Annotated in this window: 15 protein-coding genes; 11 read left to right on the forward strand and 4 right to left on the reverse strand. The window is 73.8% G+C overall.

The annotated features are described in order from the left end of the window. Window positions 1-24: 24 nt before the first annotated feature. The 4 genes from ACQEVS_RS20330 to ACQEVS_RS20345 all read left to right on the forward strand — a co-directional run bounded on the left by ACQEVS_RS20330 (window position 25) and on the right by ACQEVS_RS20345 (window position 7,047). Window positions 25-1,275 (forward strand): serine hydrolase domain-containing protein, encoded by a 1,251-nt coding sequence (locus tag ACQEVS_RS20330; RefSeq protein ID WP_433022342.1) that lies wholly within the window; start codon window positions 25-27, stop codon window positions 1,273-1,275. 73 nt (window positions 1,276-1,348) lie between these two features. Continuing rightward, on the forward strand, window positions 1,349-3,430 hold the full coding sequence (locus ACQEVS_RS20335) for a serine/threonine-protein kinase (protein WP_433022344.1): 2,082 nt from the start codon (window positions 1,349-1,351) through the stop codon (window positions 3,428-3,430). A 152-nt stretch (window positions 3,431-3,582) separates the two neighbouring features. Continuing rightward, on the forward strand, window positions 3,583-5,217 hold the full coding sequence (locus tag ACQEVS_RS20340; RefSeq protein WP_433022346.1) for a succinic semialdehyde dehydrogenase: 1,635 nt from the start codon (window positions 3,583-3,585) through the stop codon (window positions 5,215-5,217). 51 nt (window positions 5,218-5,268) lie between these two features. Then, a complete protein-coding gene (locus ACQEVS_RS20345; protein ID WP_433022348.1) occupies window positions 5,269-7,047 on the forward strand; it encodes a GMC oxidoreductase in 1,779 nt (592 codons plus the stop codon). A gap of 693 nt (window positions 7,048-7,740) precedes the next feature. On the opposite strand, the gene ACQEVS_RS20350 is transcribed toward ACQEVS_RS20345, so the two are convergent. Continuing rightward, window positions 7,741-8,046, reverse strand: a complete 306-nt coding sequence (locus ACQEVS_RS20350; protein WP_433022350.1) for a chorismate mutase — start codon at window positions 8,044-8,046, stop codon at window positions 7,741-7,743. Between the two features lie 319 nt (window positions 8,047-8,365). Between ACQEVS_RS20350 and guaA the strand changes: the two genes are divergently transcribed. Together guaA and ACQEVS_RS20360 are read left to right on the forward strand one after the other, a co-directional pair. Continuing rightward, window positions 8,366-9,961, forward strand: a complete 1,596-nt coding sequence (gene guaA, locus ACQEVS_RS20355) for a glutamine-hydrolyzing GMP synthase (RefSeq protein WP_433022352.1) — start codon at window positions 8,366-8,368, stop codon at window positions 9,959-9,961. Window positions 9,962-10,211: 250 nt separating this feature from the next. After that, window positions 10,212-10,736: a DoxX family protein gene (locus ACQEVS_RS20360; RefSeq protein WP_433022355.1), complete on the forward strand. Its 525-nt coding sequence runs from the start codon at window positions 10,212-10,214 to the stop codon at window positions 10,734-10,736. Between the two features lie 30 nt (window positions 10,737-10,766). Here ACQEVS_RS20360 and ACQEVS_RS20365 read toward each other — a convergent pair whose 3' ends face one another. Together ACQEVS_RS20365 and ACQEVS_RS20370 are read right to left on the reverse strand one after the other, a co-directional pair. Beyond that, window positions 10,767-10,994 carry a hypothetical protein gene (locus tag ACQEVS_RS20365; protein ID WP_433022357.1) on the reverse strand — a complete coding sequence of 76 codons (228 nt, stop codon included), beginning with the start codon at window positions 10,992-10,994 and terminating at the stop codon, window positions 10,767-10,769. Next, window positions 10,981-12,309: a PspC domain-containing protein gene (locus ACQEVS_RS20370; protein WP_433022359.1), complete on the reverse strand. Its 1,329-nt coding sequence runs from the start codon at window positions 12,307-12,309 to the stop codon at window positions 10,981-10,983. Before ACQEVS_RS20370 ends, ACQEVS_RS20365 begins: the two co-directional genes overlap by 14 nt. Window positions 12,310-12,441: 132 nt before the next feature. Between ACQEVS_RS20370 and ACQEVS_RS20375 the strand changes: the two genes are divergently transcribed. The 4 genes from ACQEVS_RS20375 (at window position 12,442) to ACQEVS_RS20390 (ending at window position 17,528) form a co-directional block, all read left to right on the forward strand. Then, on the forward strand, window positions 12,442-14,133 hold the full coding sequence (locus tag ACQEVS_RS20375; protein WP_433022361.1) for a protein kinase domain-containing protein: 1,692 nt from the start codon (window positions 12,442-12,444) through the stop codon (window positions 14,131-14,133). A 150-nt stretch (window positions 14,134-14,283) separates the two neighbouring features. Next, window positions 14,284-15,591 carry a PspC domain-containing protein gene (locus tag ACQEVS_RS20380; RefSeq protein ID WP_433022364.1) on the forward strand — a complete coding sequence of 436 codons (1,308 nt, stop codon included), beginning with the start codon at window positions 14,284-14,286 and terminating at the stop codon, window positions 15,589-15,591. After that, window positions 15,588-16,280, forward strand: coding sequence for a LuxR C-terminal-related transcriptional regulator (locus ACQEVS_RS20385; protein ID WP_433022366.1), 693 nt, complete (start codon window positions 15,588-15,590; stop codon window positions 16,278-16,280). The genes ACQEVS_RS20380 and ACQEVS_RS20385 overlap by 4 nt, the downstream gene beginning before the upstream one ends. A 129-nt stretch (window positions 16,281-16,409) precedes the next feature. Further along, window positions 16,410-17,528 (forward strand): alpha/beta hydrolase, encoded by a 1,119-nt coding sequence (locus ACQEVS_RS20390; RefSeq protein ID WP_433022368.1) that lies wholly within the window; start codon window positions 16,410-16,412, stop codon window positions 17,526-17,528. Between the two features lie 18 nt (window positions 17,529-17,546). Here the strand turns inward: ACQEVS_RS20390 and ACQEVS_RS20395 are convergent, their stop codons facing one another. After that, entirely contained in the window at window positions 17,547-18,629 is a 1,083-nt protein-coding gene (locus ACQEVS_RS20395; RefSeq protein WP_433027739.1) for an NlpC/P60 family protein, read from the reverse strand. Window positions 18,630-18,941: 312 nt separating this feature from the next. Between ACQEVS_RS20395 and ACQEVS_RS20400 the strand changes: the two genes are divergently transcribed. Beyond that, window positions 18,942-19,304, forward strand: coding sequence for a hypothetical protein (locus tag ACQEVS_RS20400; RefSeq protein ID WP_433022370.1), 363 nt, complete (start codon window positions 18,942-18,944; stop codon window positions 19,302-19,304). Window positions 19,305-19,341: the final 37 nt, after the last annotated feature.

Here is a 19,341-nt window from a genome sequence, read left to right on the forward strand (position 1 = left end):
CCGTCCGCGGGAAGACTGGAGGGCATGGAGACGACGAGGACGGGGTCGCGCCGGGCGGGGACGGGTACGCCGCAGCGCGGGGTGGAGTCGAGAACGAGGGTGCGCGGCGCGGGGTGGGCGGCGCTCGCGGCCGGCCTGTCGGCCGCGATGCGGACCGGGAGCGCCGGGACGGGGGAGGCGCCGCCGCTGGACCGCGCCGCGCTGCGGCGGGCGGTCGACGGGATGACGGCCGGGGGTGTGACGGGTGCGGTGGTACGGGTGGCCGGGGCGGACGGGCACTGGTGGGGCACGACGGGCACGGGTGACCTGATGACGGGCGAACGGGCGCGGACCGACGGCCTGTTGCGGGCGGGCGGCATCAGCGCCCTCTTCATCGGCACCCTTGTACTGCAACTGGCGGGGGAAGGACTGCTCTCGCTGGACGCGCCCGTCCGTGACCACCTTCCGGACCTGCTGCCGGGCGGCCCGGACGGGTACGACGCGGTCACCGTCGGCATGCTGCTCGACCACACCAGCGGCCTCCCGGGGCCACACAGTTCCGCCTTCCGGTCACCGGGGGAGGCGGTCGAGGCCGCGCTGCGGGGTGGCGGCCGGGCCTTCGCGCCGGGCGAGCACCAGCAGGAGAACGACGTCAACACGTGGCTGGCGGCCCTGGTCGTGGAGAGGGCGACCGGCAGACCCCTCACCCGGGAACTCCGGGAGCGCATCACCCGGCCCCTGGGCCTGTGCCACACCCGCTGTGTGCGGGCCGGGGCGCATGAGGCGGGCGTGCGGCCCGGGGACGCGGGGGTCCTCGAGGCCACGGCCGGCCGGGGTGGGGAGTGCGCGGGCGGCATGGTGTCCACGGCTGCCGACCTGGACCGCTTCCTCGACGCGCTCCTGGGCGGCCGGCTCCTCGCACCGGCCCAGCAGAGACTGCTGTTCGAGCTCCCGGAGCCCGGCGTGACCACCCCGCCCGGGACCGGGACCGGGGCCGGCGGTCGGGCCGGAGGGACCGGGCCGGGAGCACCGGCGGAGGGCCCGATGCCGCGCCGGATCAGCCGGGGCGGCCTGACGCGGGTGGTCCTGCCGGACGGCACCCCGGACGGGACGGTGGTCTGGGGCCGGGCAGGGACGGGCCCGGGGTACGTCAACGGACTGTTCGGCACCCGGGACCGTACGCGCCGGCTGGCCTGCTCGCTGAACCGGGCCGATCCGCCCGGGCCGGACGGGGAGCGGCACGTCGACGACCTGATACGGGCCGCCTTCACTGCCGGGCGGCAGGCCGGAGGGTGACGCGGCACCCTCGGCGCCGCGTCGGGCAAGGCGGCGATCCCACGGGACCACGCCGTGGGGCAAGATGTCGCCCATGGGGAGTTTCGCTGCACACGACGGCGTGATCGCGGGACGCTATCGGCTGGGGCGGCGGATCGGGCGCGGTGGCATGGGCACGGTCTGGCGTGCCACCGACGAGCTGCTGGGCCGCGAGGTGGCCGTCAAGGAGCTGCACACGGACGACGCCGCGTCCGCCGGGGCCGCCCTGTCGTCCCGGGAGCGCACCCTGCGCGAGGCCCGGGCGGTGGCCCTCATCAAGCACCCGAACGTCATCGTGCTGCACGACATCGTGGAGCAGGACGGCCGGCCCTGGATCGTCATGGAGCTGGTGGACGGCCGCTCGCTGTCCGACCGGCTGACGGCGGACGGCCCGGTGGACGCGCGCGAGGCGGCCGGGATCGGAGTCGCGTTGCTGGGCGCGCTGCGCGCCGCCCACGGGCGGGGAGTCCTGCACCGGGACATCAAGCCGCCGAACGTCCTCCTGGAGGCGGGCAGCGGACGCGTGGTGCTCACCGACTTCGGCATCGCCCAGGTGTCGGGCGCCACGACGATCACCGAGACCGGGGCGTTCGTCGGATCGCCCGAGTACACCGCGCCCGAGCGGATGGCCGGCGGCCAGGCGGGCCCGGAGTCGGACCTGTGGTCGCTGGGGGTGCTGCTGTGCACGGCCCTCAGCGGCGAATCGCCGTTCCACCGCGACTCGCTGGGCGGCATCCTGCACGCGGTGGTCTACGACGAGATCCGGCCGCCGTCGTCCGTGGGGCCGCTGCTGCCGGTGGTCCGCGGCCTGCTGGAGCGCGACCCGGCGCGGCGTTTGGGCGCCGACGAGGCCGAACGGTTGCTGCGCGCCTACCTGGACACCGGGCGCACCCCGGCCGCCTCCCTGCACTACACGCCCACTCAGCGCAGCGTCCCGACACCGACACCGGCCGCGCCCGCCTCACCGGCCGCGCCCGCCTCACCGGCCGCGTCTGCTTCACCCGCCACGCCTGCTTCACCCGCCACGCCTGCTTCACCCACCACGCCTGCTTCACTCACCGCGTCTGCTTCACCCGCCGCGCCCGCCTCATCGGCCGCACCCGTCGCCCCGCGGACCGCAACGCCGGTGCCACCGGCCCCGGATGCCACTCCCGGCTCAGTCGCCGACCCGCGAACTCCGCCCGCCCCGGCGGAAACCGCCAAGCCGCAACCCGAGTCGGCCGCGACGCCCCCCGGGCACGTCCCGGAGGCCGAGTCGCCCGGCGCCCACCCCGCGACGCCGCCAGGGACGCCCCCGGGCACACCGCTCACGACACCGCCCGCGACGCCCCCCGCCGCGTTCGTCCCGCCCCCCGGGCCGTCCGCCGCGCCCCGCCGCACCGTGCGGGTCCGTACGGCGGTCCTGGCCGGCGTCGCCGTGGTCACCCTGGCGGGGCTGGGTGCCGGGGCCGTGGCCTGGCTGATGCTGCGCGGCGACGCGGAACGGGACGACGCCAAAGGACCCGCCGTGGTCCGCGGCGCCCCGGGCCGGCCGTCCGCCGCGCGGTCCGCCGGCGCGTCCGCGCGCCCCGGACCGCACGGGCCCGCCGCGGCCTCCGCCGGAGCTTCCGCCGCGGGACCGGCCGCGAGCGCCGCTCCGGAGACCCCGCCGCCCGGTTCGCCGACCCCGCCCGCGTCCCCGGCGGCGGGCCGGGCCCCGGCGGGCTACCACGTCGTCCAGGACCCGATGGGCTTCACCCTCGCCGTCCCCGACGGCTACACCCGCTCGCTCGAACCCCCGCGCGTCTTCTACTACTCGCCGGACAAGGAGTTCCGCATCGGCGTGCTGATCTCCGACCCCAAGGACGGCGGCCCCATCGGCTTCATGCGCGACTCCGCCGCGCAGGGCCCGGACCACTACCCGGGCTACCGCGACGGCCGTGTCACGCGCACCACGCACAACGGAAACCAGGCCGCCTCCTGGGAGTTCACCTGGGACGGCTTCGAGGACACCGCCGGCCCGCGGCGCACCGAGGACGTCTGCTGGAACGAGGGCGGCAGGATGTACGACGTGTGGGTGTCCGCCCCGGCCGCCCGGTCCGCGGAGGGGCGGCGGCAGTTCGACACCGTCCTCGGGAGCTTCGACCGGTCCGGGTGACCCCCGGCCCAGGCTTCCCCGATCACGCGCGATCCCCTTCCGGGCCGCCCCGCCGACCCTGCCATCAACCACTGGCGGGATTGTGGACGACCGGTGAAAACAAGCTACTTGCGGGTACCCAAAAAGCCGCACCTCCGCCTACGCTCGCCCTCATGACGGACTCGCGGCACAGCACAGCAGTGGCGGCGCAGGCCCCGGAGGTCCCCGGGGGCAACCCGGTCGCCCCGGCCAAGGACACCCGCACGGCGGCCGACGTGGTCACCCCGGAGCTCGTCGCCCGCCTCACCCGCGGGGTGACCGGTTCCGGCACGACCGCCAACCACACCCCGTTCACCGAGGAAGAGCTGGCCCGCCTCCCGGAGGCGACCCCCGAGGACGTCACGATGGCCTTCGCGCGGGCGCGCGAGGCGCAGCGCCGGTGGGCGGACGTGCCGGTGCGCCGGCGCGCGGACGTCCTCCTGCGCTTCCACGACCTTCTGTTGAGCCGCCAGTCCGAGGTCCTCGACCTCATCCAGCTGGAGACCGGCAAGGCCCGGCTGCACGCGCACGAGGAGGTGCAGGCCGTCGCCGTCGCCGCCCGGCACTACGGCCGCCGCGCCCCCTCCTACCTGCGGCCGAAGGCGCACACGGGAGTGCTGCCCCTGCTCACCAAGGTCACCGAACTGCGCCGCCCGCGGGGTGTGGTGGGCCAGATAGCCCCCTGGAACTACCCGCTGGAGCTGTCGGCCGGCGACGCCCTCCCGGCCTTCGCCGCCGGCAACGCGGTGGTCATGAAGCCGGACACCGAGACGGCCCTCACCGCGCTGTGGGCCCGCGAGCTGCTGATCGAGGCGGGGCTCCCGGAGGAGCTCTGGCAGGTGGTCCTGGGCGAGGGCCCGGTCGTCGGCCCCGAGGTCGTGGCCCACGCCGACTACGTGACGTTCACCGGTTCCACCCGCACCGGCCGCGACGTCGCCCGGCGCGCCGCCGCCCGCCTGATCGGCGCCTCGCTGGAACTCGGCGGCAAGAACGCCATGCTGGTCCTGCGCGACGCGGACGTGGAGAAGGCCGCCTCCGGCGCGGTCCGCGGCTGCTTCTCCACCGCCGGCCAACTGTGCATCTCCATCGAGCGGTTGTACGTCCACCGCTCCATAGCCGACGCCTTCCTGGAACGCTTCACCGCCCGGACCCGCGCCCTGCGGCTCGGCACCTCCCTGTCGTACGGCGCCGACATGGGCTCGCTGACCTCCCGGCGGCAGCTGGAGACGGTGGTCCGGCACGTCGAGGAGGCCGTCGCCAAGGGGGCCACCGTCCTCGCCGGCGGCCGCCCCCGCCCGGACGTCGGCCCCCTCTTCCACGAGCCCACCATCCTGGAGGGCGTCGAGCCCCCGATGGCCGTGTGCGCCGAGGAGACGTTCGGCCCGGTCGTCTCCGTCTACCGCTTCGACGACGAGGACGAGGCCGTGCGCCTCGCCAACGCCACGCCGTACGGCCTCAACGCCAGCGTCTGGACCCGGGACGGCCGGCGCGGCCGGGAGATCGCCGGCCGGCTGCGGGCGGGCACGGTCAACGTCAACGAGGCGTACGCCGCCGCCTACGGCAGCGCCGCGGCGCCCATGGGCGGCATGGGGGAGTCCGGCGTCGGCCGGCGGCACGGCGCCGAGGGCATCCTCAAGTTCACCGAGGCCCAGACCGTCGCCCACCAGCGGCTGGTGCCGCTCGCGCCGTCCTTCGGGCTCGACGACGCGGCGTACGCGCGGCTGATGACCGGCGGCCTGCGCGCGCTGAAGGCCCTCCGCCTGCGCTGACGCACCCGGCCGCGCCGCCCCGCACACCCCGACCCCTGCACGGAGGTACTGGTGGCACAGTTCGACTACGACGTCATCGTCGTGGGATCCGGTTTCGGCGGCGCGGTGGCGGCCCTCCGGCTGTCGGAGAAGGGCTACCGCGTCGGAGTGCTGGAGGCCGGCCGGCGCTTCACCCGGGACTCCCTGCCGAAGACGTCCTGGGACCTGCGGAACTTCCTGTGGGCACCGGCCCTCGGCCTCTACGGCATCCAGCGCATCCACGTGCTGGGCCACGTCATGGTCCTCGCGGGGGCGGGCGTCGGCGGCGGCTCGCTCAACTACGGCAACACCCTGTACGTACCGCCCCCGTCGTTCTTCACCGACCCGCAGTGGGCGGACATCACCGACTGGCGGCAGGAACTGGAGCCCTACTACGAGCAGGCGCGGCGCATGCTCGGCGTCAGGCTCAACCCGACGACGACGCCGTCCGACGTCCACCTCAAGGCCGCAGCGGACCGCATGGGTTACGGGCACACCTTCCAGGCCGCCCCGGTCGGCGTCTTCTTCGGCGACGGGCGGGACGGCGAGGGCAACGCCCCGGTCGCCCCCGGGACCGAGGTGCCCGACCCGTACTTCGGCGGCGCCGGGCCGGCGCGCACCGCCTGCACCGAGTGCGGCGAGTGCATGACCGGCTGTCGGCGCGGCGCGAAGAACACCCTCAACGAGAACTACCTCCACCTCGCCGAACGGGCCGGAGCCGTGATCCACCCGCTGACCAAGGTGGTGGCGCTGGGCGAACTCCGCGACGGCGGCTGCCGCGTGGTCACCGTCCCCACCGACCGGCGGCGCGGCGCCCCGCCCAAGGTGCTGCGCGCGGAACACGTGGTCGTCGCCGCCGGCACGTACGGCACCCAGACGTTGCTGCACACCATGCGCGACCGCGGCCTGCTGCCCCGACTCTCGCCCCGGCTGGGCCACTTGACCAGGACGAACTCCGAGGCGCTGTTCGGCGCGCAGACCACCGACCGCCGCTACCGCGCGGTGCACGGCACGGGCGTCGACTTCACCCGCGGCGTGGCCATCACCTCGTCCGCGTACCCCAACGAGAACACGCACATCGAGCCCGTCCGCTACGGCAAGGGGTCGAACGCGATGGGGTTCCTGTCGATCCCGCTGGTACCGCTCGCCGGCCGGGCGGTGCCGCGCGTCCTGGGCTTCGCCTCGGCCTGCGCGCGGCAGCCGGTCGTCGTGCTGCGGTCGTTCTCCAAGCGGCGCTGGTCCGAGCGGACCATCATCGGCCTGGTGATGCAGTCCGTGGACAACTCCCTGACCACGTACCGCCGCAGGCGGGGCCCGGGAAAGGGGCTGCTCACCGCGCGGCAGGGACACGGCGCGCCCAACCCGGTGCAGATCCCCGAGGCGACGGAGGCGGCGACGAGGATCGCCGAGGAGATCGGCGGGTTCGCCGGCAGCAATGTGGGGGAGCTCATGGGCACTCCGCTGACGGCGCACTTCCTGGGCGGCTGCACGATCGGTTCCGGTCCCGACCGAGGCGTGATCGATCCGTACCACCGCGTGTACGGTCATCCGTCGATCTCGGTGGTCGACGGCTCCGCGGTCACCGCCAATCTCGGCGTCAACCCTTCGCTGACGATCACCGCCCAGGCCGAGCGGGCCATGTCCTTCTGGCCCAACAAGGGCGAGGTCGACCCGCGGCCCGAGCAGGGCGGCGGGTACGAGCGCGTGGCCGCCGTGGAACCGCGTCAACCGGCCGTTCCCAAGGACGCGTTCGGGGCGCTGCGGCTGCCGTTCCTGCCCGTCCCGCCGGTACCGCGCGCGCCCCGGGAGTGAGCGCGGCGGCGTGCGCCGCGCGACCGGTCGCGCACGGCGCGCGGCAGGCGAAGGGCCCCGGACCGTCTACGCGGGGGCGTGCGGACGGCCACGGGGCCCTTGACAGCCGGCACCGGTGAACAGGGCGGCCCGGTGCCGCGGAACGGCGCCGGGGGGAGCGCCGTGGTCCTCGGATGGTGCTGGGTTCCTCGGGTGGTGCGGTGTCGCTCGGGTGGTGCGGCTCCGGAACCGTACGGTCCGGGATGGTGCGGGGCGTTCTTCCGGTGGTCCGACCAATGGCGGTGCGGTACGGGGGAATTGAGCGCCCACTTCGCATCGTGGGGTATGAACCGCGTCGAACGCAACCGTTCGGGGTGGATACGGTCGGTTCCAGGCGTCCCCGGAACCGACCGTTCCTTGGTGGCGGCCGGGCGGCTGTCCCCTGCCGACCGGCCGCCGTACCACCGGAGTGAGGTCCCACGACGCGCGTCGGCGCGCGTCTCACACTCCGGTGGAATCCGCCCTGTCGTTGCGGGCGCCCAGGTGAACAGGGGCGGAGACCACGCGTGGATTCAGGTGGGCCGCTCCTGGCTGGCGCGGACACCGACTCCAACGAAGGCGGATCGCGACCGGTCACGCGCCGTACGGGTGACGGGACGGGCGGCGGGTTTCCGCCGCGTCACCGGCGCCGTACGGCCCCGTTCCGGGGGGTGTTCAGACACGGCCCCGGCAGAGGTCCAGCAGAGTCATCGCGAGGACGGTGCCGTTCTTCCCCAGCCGGTCGCTGTAGTGGTTGAGGATCTCCATCTCGCGGGAGAGGCTGACGCGTCGCCCGCCGGAGGCGATGCGCTCGCGCTGGATCTCCTCCGAGACGGCCATCCGTTCCTGGACGAGGCCGATGATCCTGGCGTCGAGATCGTCGATGCGCTCACGGGCGCCGGTGATCAGGCGGGCGGCCTCGTCGGTGCGGGCGCCGGTGTCGGTCGCGGCGGGGGCGGCGGGCGCGGTGGTCGTGGTCATGTCCGGTGTTCTCCTCGGGGTGGGGGTCCGGCGCCGGCACGGCCCTGGGGAGAAACGCACGAGCGCCCCGGGCCTTGGCCGGCCCGGGGCGCTCGTGGAAGTCGCTGTTCTATCGCTGAGCAGCACGACCATGGCAGCCGGACGGGCCGGTGCCATAGGTAAAGACGAAGGTCGAGTGCTCACGCATGGCGGTCAGTATGGCCCCCGGGGGGTCCCGGAGCCAACCGCATTCGGATGGTGAGACAAAAGCGACCACCCCCGTCCCGGTAGAATCGACAAATAGAGACCCCCACCCTCGACCGCCGGAAGGGCCGCTCCCGTGTCAGCAGCACCACCCCCCGCCGCCCACGACAACACCGCGGAGCCGGTCCTCGTCGTCGACTTCGGCGCGCAGTACGCCCAGCTCATCGCCCGCCGTGTCCGCGAGGCCCGGGTCTACAGCGAGGTCGTCCCGTCCACCACGCCGGTGGCCGAGATCCTCGCCCGCAAGCCGAAGGCGATCATCCTCTCCGGCGGGCCCTCGTCCGTCTACGAAGAGGGCGCCCCGACGCTCGACCGCGAGATCTTCGAGGCCGGCGTCCCCGTCTTCGGCATGTGCTACGGCTTCCAGCTGATGGCCACGACCCTCGGCGGCACGGTCGACAACACCGGCGCCCGCGAGTACGGCCGCACGCCGCTGGCCGTCTCCCGTCCGTCCTCCACCCTCTTCGAGGGCACCCCGGCCGAGCAGCCGGTGTGGATGTCGCACGGTGACGCCTGCTCCGCCGCGCCCGAGGGCTTCACCGTCACCGCGTCCACGGACCTGGTGCCGGTCGCCGCCTTCGAGAACGACGAGAAGAAGCTGTACGGCGTGCAGTACCACCCCGAGGTGATGCACTCCACCCACGGCCAGCAGGTCCTGGAGCACTTCCTCTACCGGGGCGCGGGCATCGAGCCCACCTGGACCACGGGCAACGTGATCGAGGAGCAGGTCGCGGCCATCCGCGAGCAGGTCGGCACCAAGCGCGCCATCTGCGGCCTGTCCGGCGGCGTGGACTCCGCGGTCGCCGCGGCCCTCGTCCAGAAGGCCATCGGCTCCCAGCTGACCTGCGTCTACGTCGACCACGGGCTGATGCGCAAGGGCGAGACCGAGCAGGTCGAGAAGGACTTCGTCGCCGCCACCGGCGTCAAGCTGAAGGTCGTGGACGCGCAGGAGCGCTTCCTGGCCGCCCTCGCCGGGGTCTCCGACCCGGAGGAGAAGCGGAAGATCATCGGCCGGGAGTTCATCCGGGTCTTCGAGCAGGCCCAGGCCGAGATCGTCGCCGAGGCGCCGGACGACCAGCCCGTCGAGTTCCTGGTCCAGGGCACGCTCTACCCGGACGTCGTCGAGTCCGGCGGCGGCACGGGCACCGCCAACATCAAGTCGCACCACAACGTGGGCGGCCTCCCCGAGGACCTGGAGTTCAAGCTCGTCGAGCCGCTGCGCCAGCTGTTCAAGGACGAGGTCCGCATGGTCGGCAAGGAGCTCGGCCTCCCCGACGAGATCGTCCAGCGCCAGCCCTTCCCGGGTCCCGGCCTCGGCATCCGCATCGTCGGCGAGGTCACCAAGGAGCGCCTCGACCTGCTGCGCGAGGCCGACGCCATCGCCCGCGAGGAGCTGACGGCCGCCGGTCTCGACCGCGAGATCTGGCAGTGCCCGGTGGTCCTGCTGGCCGACGTCCGCTCGGTCGGCGTCCAGGGCGACGGCCGCACCTACGGCCACCCGATCGTGCTCCGCCCGGTCTCCTCCGAGGACGCGATGACGGCCGACTGGTCGCGCCTGCCGTACGAGACCCTGGCGAAGATCTCGACCCGCATCACCAACGAGGTCCGCGACGTCAACCGCGTCGTCCTCGACGTGACCAGCAAGCCGCCGGGGACGATCGAGTGGGAGTGACCCCTCCCTGAACCCCGACCGCGCCGCCCTTCGTCCACAGCTGTGGACGAAGGGCGGCCGGCTTTTTCCGGCGGCACTTCCCCGGCCGCCCTGCTTTTCCCGGCTGCCTGGGTTTTCCCGGCTGCCCGGGCGCGGGGGGCCGTCCGCTCCGCCACGGTGGTGCGTAGGGTCGGGGTGCGTACGACGCATGACCGGGGCACGGGCGGACAGGTGCCACCCGGGCCGGGAAGCGAGAGGAGCGGTGGACGGCATGACACTCCTGGGACGAGGGGAAACGGTGAGCGGTGGCACGGGACGACGGCCCCCGGCCGCTCCGTACGCACTGCTGCCCCTGCGGCTCTTCCTCGGCGTCACCTTCCTCTACGCGGGGCTCGACAAGCTCACCGACGGAGCGTTCCTCGCGAGCGACGGACCGGGCTCGCTCGGGGAGCTGATGCGCTCCTGCCGGGACAGCGCCGGCGCTCCCTGGCTCGTCGACCTGGGGCTGCACAGCCCGGTCGGCTTCGGCTGGGCGATCGGCCTGGGAGAGGCGGCCGTGGGCGCGGCCACGCTGCTCGGGCTCTTCGCCCGCGTGGCGGCGGCAGGTGGCGCACTGATCTCGCTCTGCCTCTGGCTGACGGTCAGTTGGTCCTCGACCCCCTACTACTACGGCAACGACCTCGTCTACCTGGTGGCCTGGCTCCCGCTGGTCATCGCGGGAGCGCCGCTCCTCTCCCTGGACGCCGTCCGCCCCCGCCGCCGGGCGCGCGCCCGGCGGGGGGCCTTGTTCACCTGAGCCCGGCGCGCACCGGGGACCGGCGGGGGCTCACCGCCGCTCGACCGGCCCCCGCGCGCGGGCCGCCCGGTGCCGGCGTATGAGGAAGCCGACGGACGAGGTGGCCCCTGCCAGGCAGAGCCCCCCGACCAGGGCGGGCAGCAGCGCGAAGGCGGGGAAGCGCCAGCGGCCCGCCGCCGCCGCGAGGTAGGCCAGCCCACCGCCCACCAGCACCAGCCCGATGATGAGCTTGCCGGGTTCGAACTCATGGCGCCGCACGGGTCACCTCCACTTCACCGAGACCGGCTTTGAGCCGCAGTTCCAACGTGCCCCGCGAGGCGTGCCCCGGCAGCGGGTCCACGGTCACCCGCTTGCTCTGGCGGGGCTGGACGTCCACGTCGTCGCGGTCGCTGCCGGGCAGCTTGATGGCTCCGACGCCCACCTCCACCGTCAGCTTCGCCGTGACGTCGCCCGGGAGGACGACCTTCAGCTGTCCGGCACCCGCCTCGGCCCGGACGGCCGGGGGCTTCGAGCCCGGTCGCCCTCCTGCGGGCCAGGAGAGGCGCGACAGGTCGAGGGTGCCCACGCCCGTGCCGACCTCGTACTCCGGCCGGAGCTCCGCCGCGTTCGCCGGCCGCCAGGTCACCCGGCGCCAGTCCGTGGTGACCGACTTCGGCAGGGCCGCCGCCCCCACCAGCAGCAGCCCGGTCAGCACGGCCGCGGTGACCGTCCCGCCGCCGGTGCGGCCGTAGCGGGAGCTGACGGCTATGCCCAGCCCGTAGACGCCCAGCGCGCATGCCAGGCCCGTCTCCAACGAGGTGCCCAGGGGCCGCCCGTGCCAGGTGAGGGCCGTGCCGACCGAGAACGCCACGAGGGCCAGCAGGAACGTCCAGCCGCCGAGCTGCCGCCCGTCCCGCGCCGGGCGCGCGCGCGGCGCCTCCCGCCGGACCGCGTCGGCCGGGCCGTCGTCCGGCCCCCACAGATAACCGGTGCCGTGGTAGGGCAGACCGGCCACCTCCACATGGAGGAGCGGATCCCGCCACCACGACGGACCGGCGGGCGGCGGGGGCGCCTGGGTCTCGGGCGGCGCGTCCACCGCCTTCTGCGCCTTCGCCGGCCTCCCGGCGCCCGGCGCCGGGGCCGCCTCCTCGTCGGCTTCGGGCGTCCGGCGCCGCTGCGACCAGTACGCCGTCCCCACCAGGGCCACGGTCAGCAGGAGCGAGAACGACATGGCCCCGCTGTTGTTGATCATGGACAGGAACAGCCCGCAGCCCACCAGCGCGCACAGCACCGCCGTCAGCGCCGGGCCGTCCACCCGGCCCGACAGCATCCGGCGGCCCTCATTCTCCTCCTCACCCTCCAGGGGGATCAGCAGCCACGCGAAGCCGTACACGATCAGGCCGAAACCGCCGGTGACCGCCAGGACTCCGAGGACCACCCGGAAGATCACGGGGTCCAGGTCGAAGAAGCGGCCCAGCCCTCCGCACAGGCCGGAGAGCACCTTGTGGTCGCGGCTGCGCCGCAGCGGTGGCCCGGCCGCGGCGGGTGGCGCGTCCCGGTGCTGCGGGTTCTCGGCGGGCGGTGCGTCGGTCATGAGCACATGGTGTCAACCGCGGCCGCCGAGCGGCATCCGTGATGACCCTGGCCCTTCCCTGAGATCGACCCTGAGACCGGGACGGTTAGGGTGGCGGATCGAACAGAAAGTCGTCATCCGGAGGGGCGCGCGGTGTCCGAGTCAGAGTCCGGTGCGCCGGGCGGGGTGCCCGGCACGGCCTCCGGCCGCCTGCTCGCCGGCCGGTACCGGCTGCTCCGGCGGATCGGCCGGGGCGGCATGGGCACCGTGTGGCTCGCCGAGGACGAACTGCTGGGCCGCCGCGTCGCGGTCAAACAGCTCCATGTGTCCCGCGGGCTGGACGAGGAGGAACTCGCCACCCTCTACGAGCGGACCCGCCGGGAGGCGCGCAGCGCGGCGCGGATCAGCCACCCCAACGTGGTCGTCGTCCACGACGTGGTCGAGGACGACGGCCTGCCGTGCATCGTGATGGAGCACGTGCCGTCGAAGACCCTCGGCGACGTGTTGAAGCAGGGGCCGCTGACGCCGGAGGAGGCGGCCCGGATCGGGCGCGGGATGATCGCCGCGCTGCGGGCCGCCCACGCGGCCGACGTCCTGCACCGCGACGTCAAGCCGGGGAACGTGCTGCTCGGCGACGACGGCCGCGTCGTGCTCACCGATTTCGGCATCGCGCACCTGGCCGGGAACTCCACCCTCACCAAGACCGGTGAGATGGTCGGTTCGATCGACTACATCGCCCCCGAACGCGTCCGGGGCGCCCGCCCGGGCCCGGCCTCGGACCTGTGGGCGCTGGGCGCCACGCTGTACGAGGCGGTCGAGGGCCGGACGCCGTACCACCGGCCCACGCCCGTCGAGACGGCGTACGCCATCGCCGTGGACCCGCTGGAACCCCCGCTGCACGCCGGTCCGCTGACCCGGCTGATCGAGACCCTGCTGGCCCGGGACCCGGACCTGCGGCCCCCCGCCGACCTGGTGGAGCAGATCCTGCGCGAGCCGGCCGCCGAGCCGGGGACGGCCCGTCACCCGGCCCCGGGGGCGGGCGGATTCGAGCGGTCCGAGGCCACCACCGCCGTGACACCGCCCCGCGTCGAACCCGCCGCGGAGCCGTCCGTTCCGGCACCGGAGCCGACGCCGGATCCCGCGCCGGCTCCCCGCCCGCGGCCGACCGTGCCGACCGCCGTCGCGCCTCACGGGCCTGCCGCCGCCCCCGCCCCCGCTCCCGCCGGGCGCCGGCGGATCGGCAAGTGGGTCGCGGTGGCGGCCGTCATGAGCGTGGTGGGCGCGGTCTGCGCGTTCTTCCTTCTTCCGGGGGACAAGGAGGACGACGCCGCGCCGCCGGCGCCGAAGCCATCGGCGTCCTCGGCCGCACCCACGCCCGCTCCCTCCTCGCCGCCGCCCGTACCGCCCGGTTACCGCCTGGTGACCGAGAAGCGCCTCGGGGTCGCCTTCCCGGTGCCCAAGGGCTGGAGCCGCAAGGAGAAGTCGGCCGTCGAGGTGGACTACATCGACCCCACCGGACTCATCGACCTCAAGGTCAACGTCCTGGACCTGGCGAGCCCCGATCCGCTGAAACACTGGCAGGACGTCGAACAGCAGGTGCGGACGAAGGTCGACGGCTACCGGCGGCTGCGCATGCAGGCCACCGCCTACCGCGGCGTCCCGGCCGCCGTCTGGGAGTTCGTCTTCAAGGGCCGCGTCCGCGAGTTCCGGGCCATCGACCTGGGCTTCGGCCGCGCCGGCGACGACGAGTACGCCGTGTACCTCTCCGCCCCCTCGGCCGACTGGGACCGCCACCGGCCGGTCTTCGACGCGGTCCGGGACGGGTTCCGGGTGCTCCCGCACTGACGGGTGCCGGACCGGCCGCACCGGCCGCCGCGGGCTCGGGCGGGAACCGGTGTAAGGGACGGCAACAGGGCTCTCTCAGGGAAACAGATCGGGGTTCGGTCAGGGACGACCCCGATACCGCGGGGGCTCACGACGTGTGACGATCGTTCCATGACCGGCGCATCGACGACGCAGCCCCGAGCCGGCGGTGCCTACGCGCCCGCCGCCCCCGACCCCGTGCCCTTGCGCAAGCTCTACCGCAGCGCCGAGGGCCGGATGCTCGGCGGCGTGGCGCGCGGCCTCGCCGGGCACTTGGGGGTGCCGGTCTCCTGGGTGCGGCTGGTCTTCCTCGCCCTGCTCATGGCCCAGGGCATGGGCGCGCTGCTCTACGCGGTCTTCTGGTTCGTCGTACCGCTCGGTGTCGGTGGCGTCGAGGCCCGCCGGCCGGACGGAGAGGTGGCGCCGGACGGCCGGAGACACCTGTTCGCCCGCAAGCCCGACCGGGGGCAGGTCTTCGCGTTCCTCGCGCTCATCGTGGGCGCCGCGATCTTCCTGGACCGGATGCACCTCGGCCGCGCCAACGTCTACGTCTGGCCGCTGGTCCTGATCGGAGCGGGCGTCGCCCTGGTGTGGCGGCAGGCGGACAACGCGCGGCGGGCGCACTGGGTGGAGGTGAGCCGGCGCAAGCGCGTCCTGCCGCTCGCCCGGGGCGCGGCCGGCGTCCTGCTGGTCGGCGCCGGGGTGACCGGCATGGTCGTGCTCCAGGGATCCGCCGAGCACCTGGGCACCGTGCTGCAGGCGTCGCTCGCCGTCCTGGTCGGCATAGCCCTGTTGGCGGGCCCCTCCGTAGTGCGCATGACGCAGGACCTGTCCGCCGAGCGCACCATGCGCATCCGCGCCCAGGAACGCGCCGAAGTCGCCGCGCACGTCCATGACTCGGTCCTGCATACGCTCACTTTGATACAGCGCAACGCCGAGGACTCCAGGGAGGTTGCCCGCCTCGCCCGGGCCCAGGAGCGCGAGTTGAGGGCCTGGCTCTACAACCCCGAGGGCCACGGCAAGGACGAGTCCGAGGAGCCCGAGACCCTGGCGGAGGCCGTACGCGCCAACGCCGCCGAGGTCGAGGACCACCACGGCGTCCCCCTGGAGGTGGTCGTGGTCGGCGACTGCCCGCTCGACGAACGCCTGCGGGCGCAGATGCAGGCCGCGCGCGAGGCCATGGTCAACGCCGCGAAATACGGGGGCCAGGGCGGGGCGGTTCAGGTTTACGCCGAGGTCGAAGGGCGTACGGTCTTCGTCTCGGTGCGCGACAGGGGACCGGGCTTCGACCCGGACGCCGTGCCCGACGACCGGATGGGGGTCCGGGAGTCGATCATCGGCAGAATGCAGCGCAACGGTGGTACCGCGCGCCTGCGCTCCGTTCCCGACGGGGGGACGGAAGTGGAGCTGGAAATGGAGAGGGCGGAACAGACGTCATGACGAACGGGACGACGACCGAGCCGACGGACCGGAGGGTCCGGGTGGTGCTGGTGGACGACCACCGGATGTTCCGCACCGGGGTGCAGGCGGAGATCGGGGTGACCGACCGGACGGGTGTCGAGGTCGTCGGCGAGGCCGCCGACGTCGACCAGGCCGTCACCGTCATCACCGCCACCCGCCCCGAGGTCGTCCTGCTGGACGTCCATCTGCCCGGCGGCGGCGGGGCGGAGGTGCTGCGCCGCTGCGCCGGGCTGCTGTCGACGTCCGAGGAGCCGGTCCGCTTCCTCGCGCTCTCCGTGTCCGACGCCGCGGAGGACGTCATAGGGGTCATCCGCGGCGGCGCGCGAGGCTATGTGACCAAGACGATCACCGGCTCCGACCTGATCGCCGCGATCTTCCGGGTCCGGGACGGGGACGCCGTGTTCTCCCCGCGGCTGGCCGGGTTCGTCCTCGACGCGTTCGCCTCCACCGACGCCCCTCCCGTCGACGAGGACCTCGACCGCCTCACCCAGCGTGAGCGCGAGGTCCTGCGCCTGATCGCGCGCGGTTACGCCTACAAGGAGATCGCCAAGCAGCTGTTCATCTCCGTGAAGACGGTCGAGTCCCATGTCTCGGCGGTGCTGCGCAAGCTCCAGCTGTCCAACCGGCATGAGCTGACCCGGTGGGCGACGGCCCGGCGCCTGGTGTGAGAGACCGCACCTTCCGCCACCGCGGGGAACCGTAGTCACGCGCCTCCCATCTGCAGAGGGTGAGTGGCTCTCGACAAGCAGGGCCCGGGCCCGCCGGGCCTGACGTCGGAAACGAGAGCCGCTGACTCGATGAGCCTGATGGGGACGCCCTTCTTCGTGACCACGATCGCCCTGGTCGTGGTGGCGCTCGTACTGCCGCTGCTGCTGTGGAGCAGGGTCCCGGGCCCGAGGTTCGTCCGGCATGTGACGCGGCTGCTGATGCTGCTCTTCGCCCAGGCCGCCGCGATCACCGCGGTCTTCGTGGTCGTCAACGACGACAACGACCTGTACGACAACTGGGACGACCTGCTCGGCACGGGCAACCACGTCACCTCGGCCGCCTACCTGGGGGCGGACGGCACCGGCGGCAAGAAGATGAAGGACCTGCCGAAGGTCGTCCAGAAGTTCACGGCCGCGACCGACCCGCTCATGGGGGAGGGCGTCCGCCAGACGCAACTGAAAGGCGCCGTCTCGGGCGTGAGCGGCGAGGTCTACGTCTGGACCCCGCCCCAGTACGACGACCCCAGGTTCAAGGACGAGAAGTTCCCCGTGGTGGAGGTGCTGCCCGGCTTCCCCGGTTCGGCGAAGGCGTGGTTCGGCTCCCTGAAGGTCAACGAGCAGCTCAAGCCCATGATGGAGCGGGGCGAGATCCGGCCCTTCGTCATCGTCGCGCCCCGCACCACCCTCCTCGGCGGCAACGAGGACACCGGCTGCGCCAACACCCCCGGCAAGATCAACGCCGACACCTGGCTCAGCTTCGACGTCCGCAAGATGGTCGTAGACAACTTCCGCGTCAGCGACAAGGCCAAGTCCTGGGGCGTCGCCGGTTATTCGGCGGGCGCGCACTGCGCCGCCAAGCTCACCATCGCCCATCCCGACCGCTTCCACGCCGGAGTGAGCCTCTCCGGCTACAACGACCCCGCCGGCGTCCCCTCCTCGCTCACGGCCAGGACCCCCGAACTCCGCCGCGCGAACAACCCGCAGCGGATGCTCGAGCGGGCCAAGACGCCGCCGCACGTGGCGCTGTTCTTCTCGGGCAGCGAGCTCGACGGCTACCGGGCCGGTATGGACATCAAGAAGGTGGCGAAGCCGCCGACCACCGTGGAGGTCAGGAGGATCCCGGCCAATGCCGGCGGCCACAGCACGGCCGTCTGGAAGGAGCAGATCCCCGAGGTCTTCCGGTGGCTCGGCAAGCAGCTCGCCCCCTGACCCTCCCCGGGTGGCCCGCTACGCGGGTCTGACCGCTCCGGCGAAGGGCATCGAGTCCACCGACGCGATGCTGACGGGCGCCCCCGGGTGCGGGGCGTGGATCATCTTCCCGTCGCCGATGTAGAGACCGACGTGGCTCACGCCGGAGTAGAAGAACACCAGGTCACCCGGGGTCAACCGGGATCTGGTGACCCGGTGCCCGGAGTTGATCTGGGTGTAGGTGGTGCGCGGCAGCGAGACGCCCGCCGCCCGCCAGGCCGCCTGCGTCAGCCCCGAACAGTCGTAGCCGAACGGCCCGGTGGCCCCCCAGACGTAGGGCTTGCCGAGCGCCCCGTAGGCGAAGGCCACGGCCTGTGCGGCGCGGCCCGTCGCGGGGGCGGGTCCGGCCGGCGCCGCCGCGGGGTGCGGGGCCGCGGGCGCGGCCGCGGGCGCCGAGCGCCCGGCCGCGTGGCCGGCCTCGGCGGCGCCCTGGTCGTCGTCGGCGGGCCGCGCGGCGGACGGCAGGGTGCGGAGCAGGTCGCGCGCGGCGGCGAGCTTGGCCTCGATGGTGCGGCGGTGCCGCGCGAGCGCGTTCCGCTCGGCCTCGAGCTCCCGCAGCTTGGCCTCGGCCGTGGTCCTGACCTGCCGCACCTGCCGGACCTCCTCCCGCACCCGGGCCACCTCGGTGGCCTCGCGGGTCCCGGTGCGTTCGGCCATCGAGGCCCGGTCCAGGAAGTGCCGGGGCGAGGACGAGAGCAGCAGCCGCACCGAGGAGGGGATGCCCCCGGCGCGGTACTGGGCCGTGGCGTACGACCCGAGGGCGTCGCGGGCGGCGTTGAGCCGTTCCGTCCGGCGGGCGGCGTCGTCCTGGAGGCCGTCGAGCACGGCCCGGGCCCGGTCGGTGCGCTCCTTCGCCCCGTTGTACCGCTCCGTCGCCACCTCGGCCTGCCGGTAGTAGTGCGCGACCTGCGCCTTCACCTCGTCCGGGGTCCGCTGGGGGGCCGCGTGGCCGGTGCCGGCCGGCACGGTGGCGGTGGCGGCACCCGCCAAGGCGAGGCCGGCCGCCGTACGGGCGGTGCCACTGAGGAGCGAGAGATGCTTGGGCTTGCGGTGCGACGCCACGGTGGCCGTCACTTCCTTCCTGTCCGGCGGCAGGCTGGGGGGCTCAGGCGGTGGCCCGTCCGAGGGGGAGGAGGGCGGGCCACCGCCGTCTGGGGCAGGACGCTAAACCGCGAGATCCGCCGGTAACGCGCATGACTGTTAATGGCCGGAACCGGTGGTGAAACGACCGGTGCGGGCCGGGAACTCCTCGGCCTCGCGGAAGGATTCGGTGCAGGACTGACCGAATCGATGATCTTTGCCCGGTTACGGGGGAGTTGATGGTACGGGGCCCGATTTATTCGGAGCCCGACCATCCGGCTAAGGTCGGCCCCCATGGACCCTCTGATTCACGCCATGATCGGCCTGCACATCGTCGGCATCGCCGCCCTGCTCGGCGGCTTCCTGACCCAGGTGAAGGCCATGGGCAAGGGGGAGGCCCGCATGGTCCCCGCGATGCTGCACGGCGCCCTCACCATGCTGGTCACCGGCATGGCGCTGGTCGGCCTGCACCGCGCGGAGGACGACGCGGTGAACACCTTCAAGATCGGCCTGAAACTGTCCCTGCTGATGGTGGTCCTCGCCCTCGTGTACGTGAAGCGGGACCAGGGAGAAGGGGAGCGGGTCGGGGCCGTCGCCTTCGGCACGGTCGGGGCGCTGACCACGGCCGACGTCTTCATCGCCGTCCTCTGGACGTGACCGGCGCCACGGCGCCCCTCCCCGGCCCCGGGAGCCG

Origin of the sequence: Streptomyces sp. CA-181903, assembly GCF_050937075.1 — a bacterium.
Classification (GTDB): Bacteria; Actinomycetota; Actinomycetes; order Streptomycetales; family Streptomycetaceae; genus Streptomyces.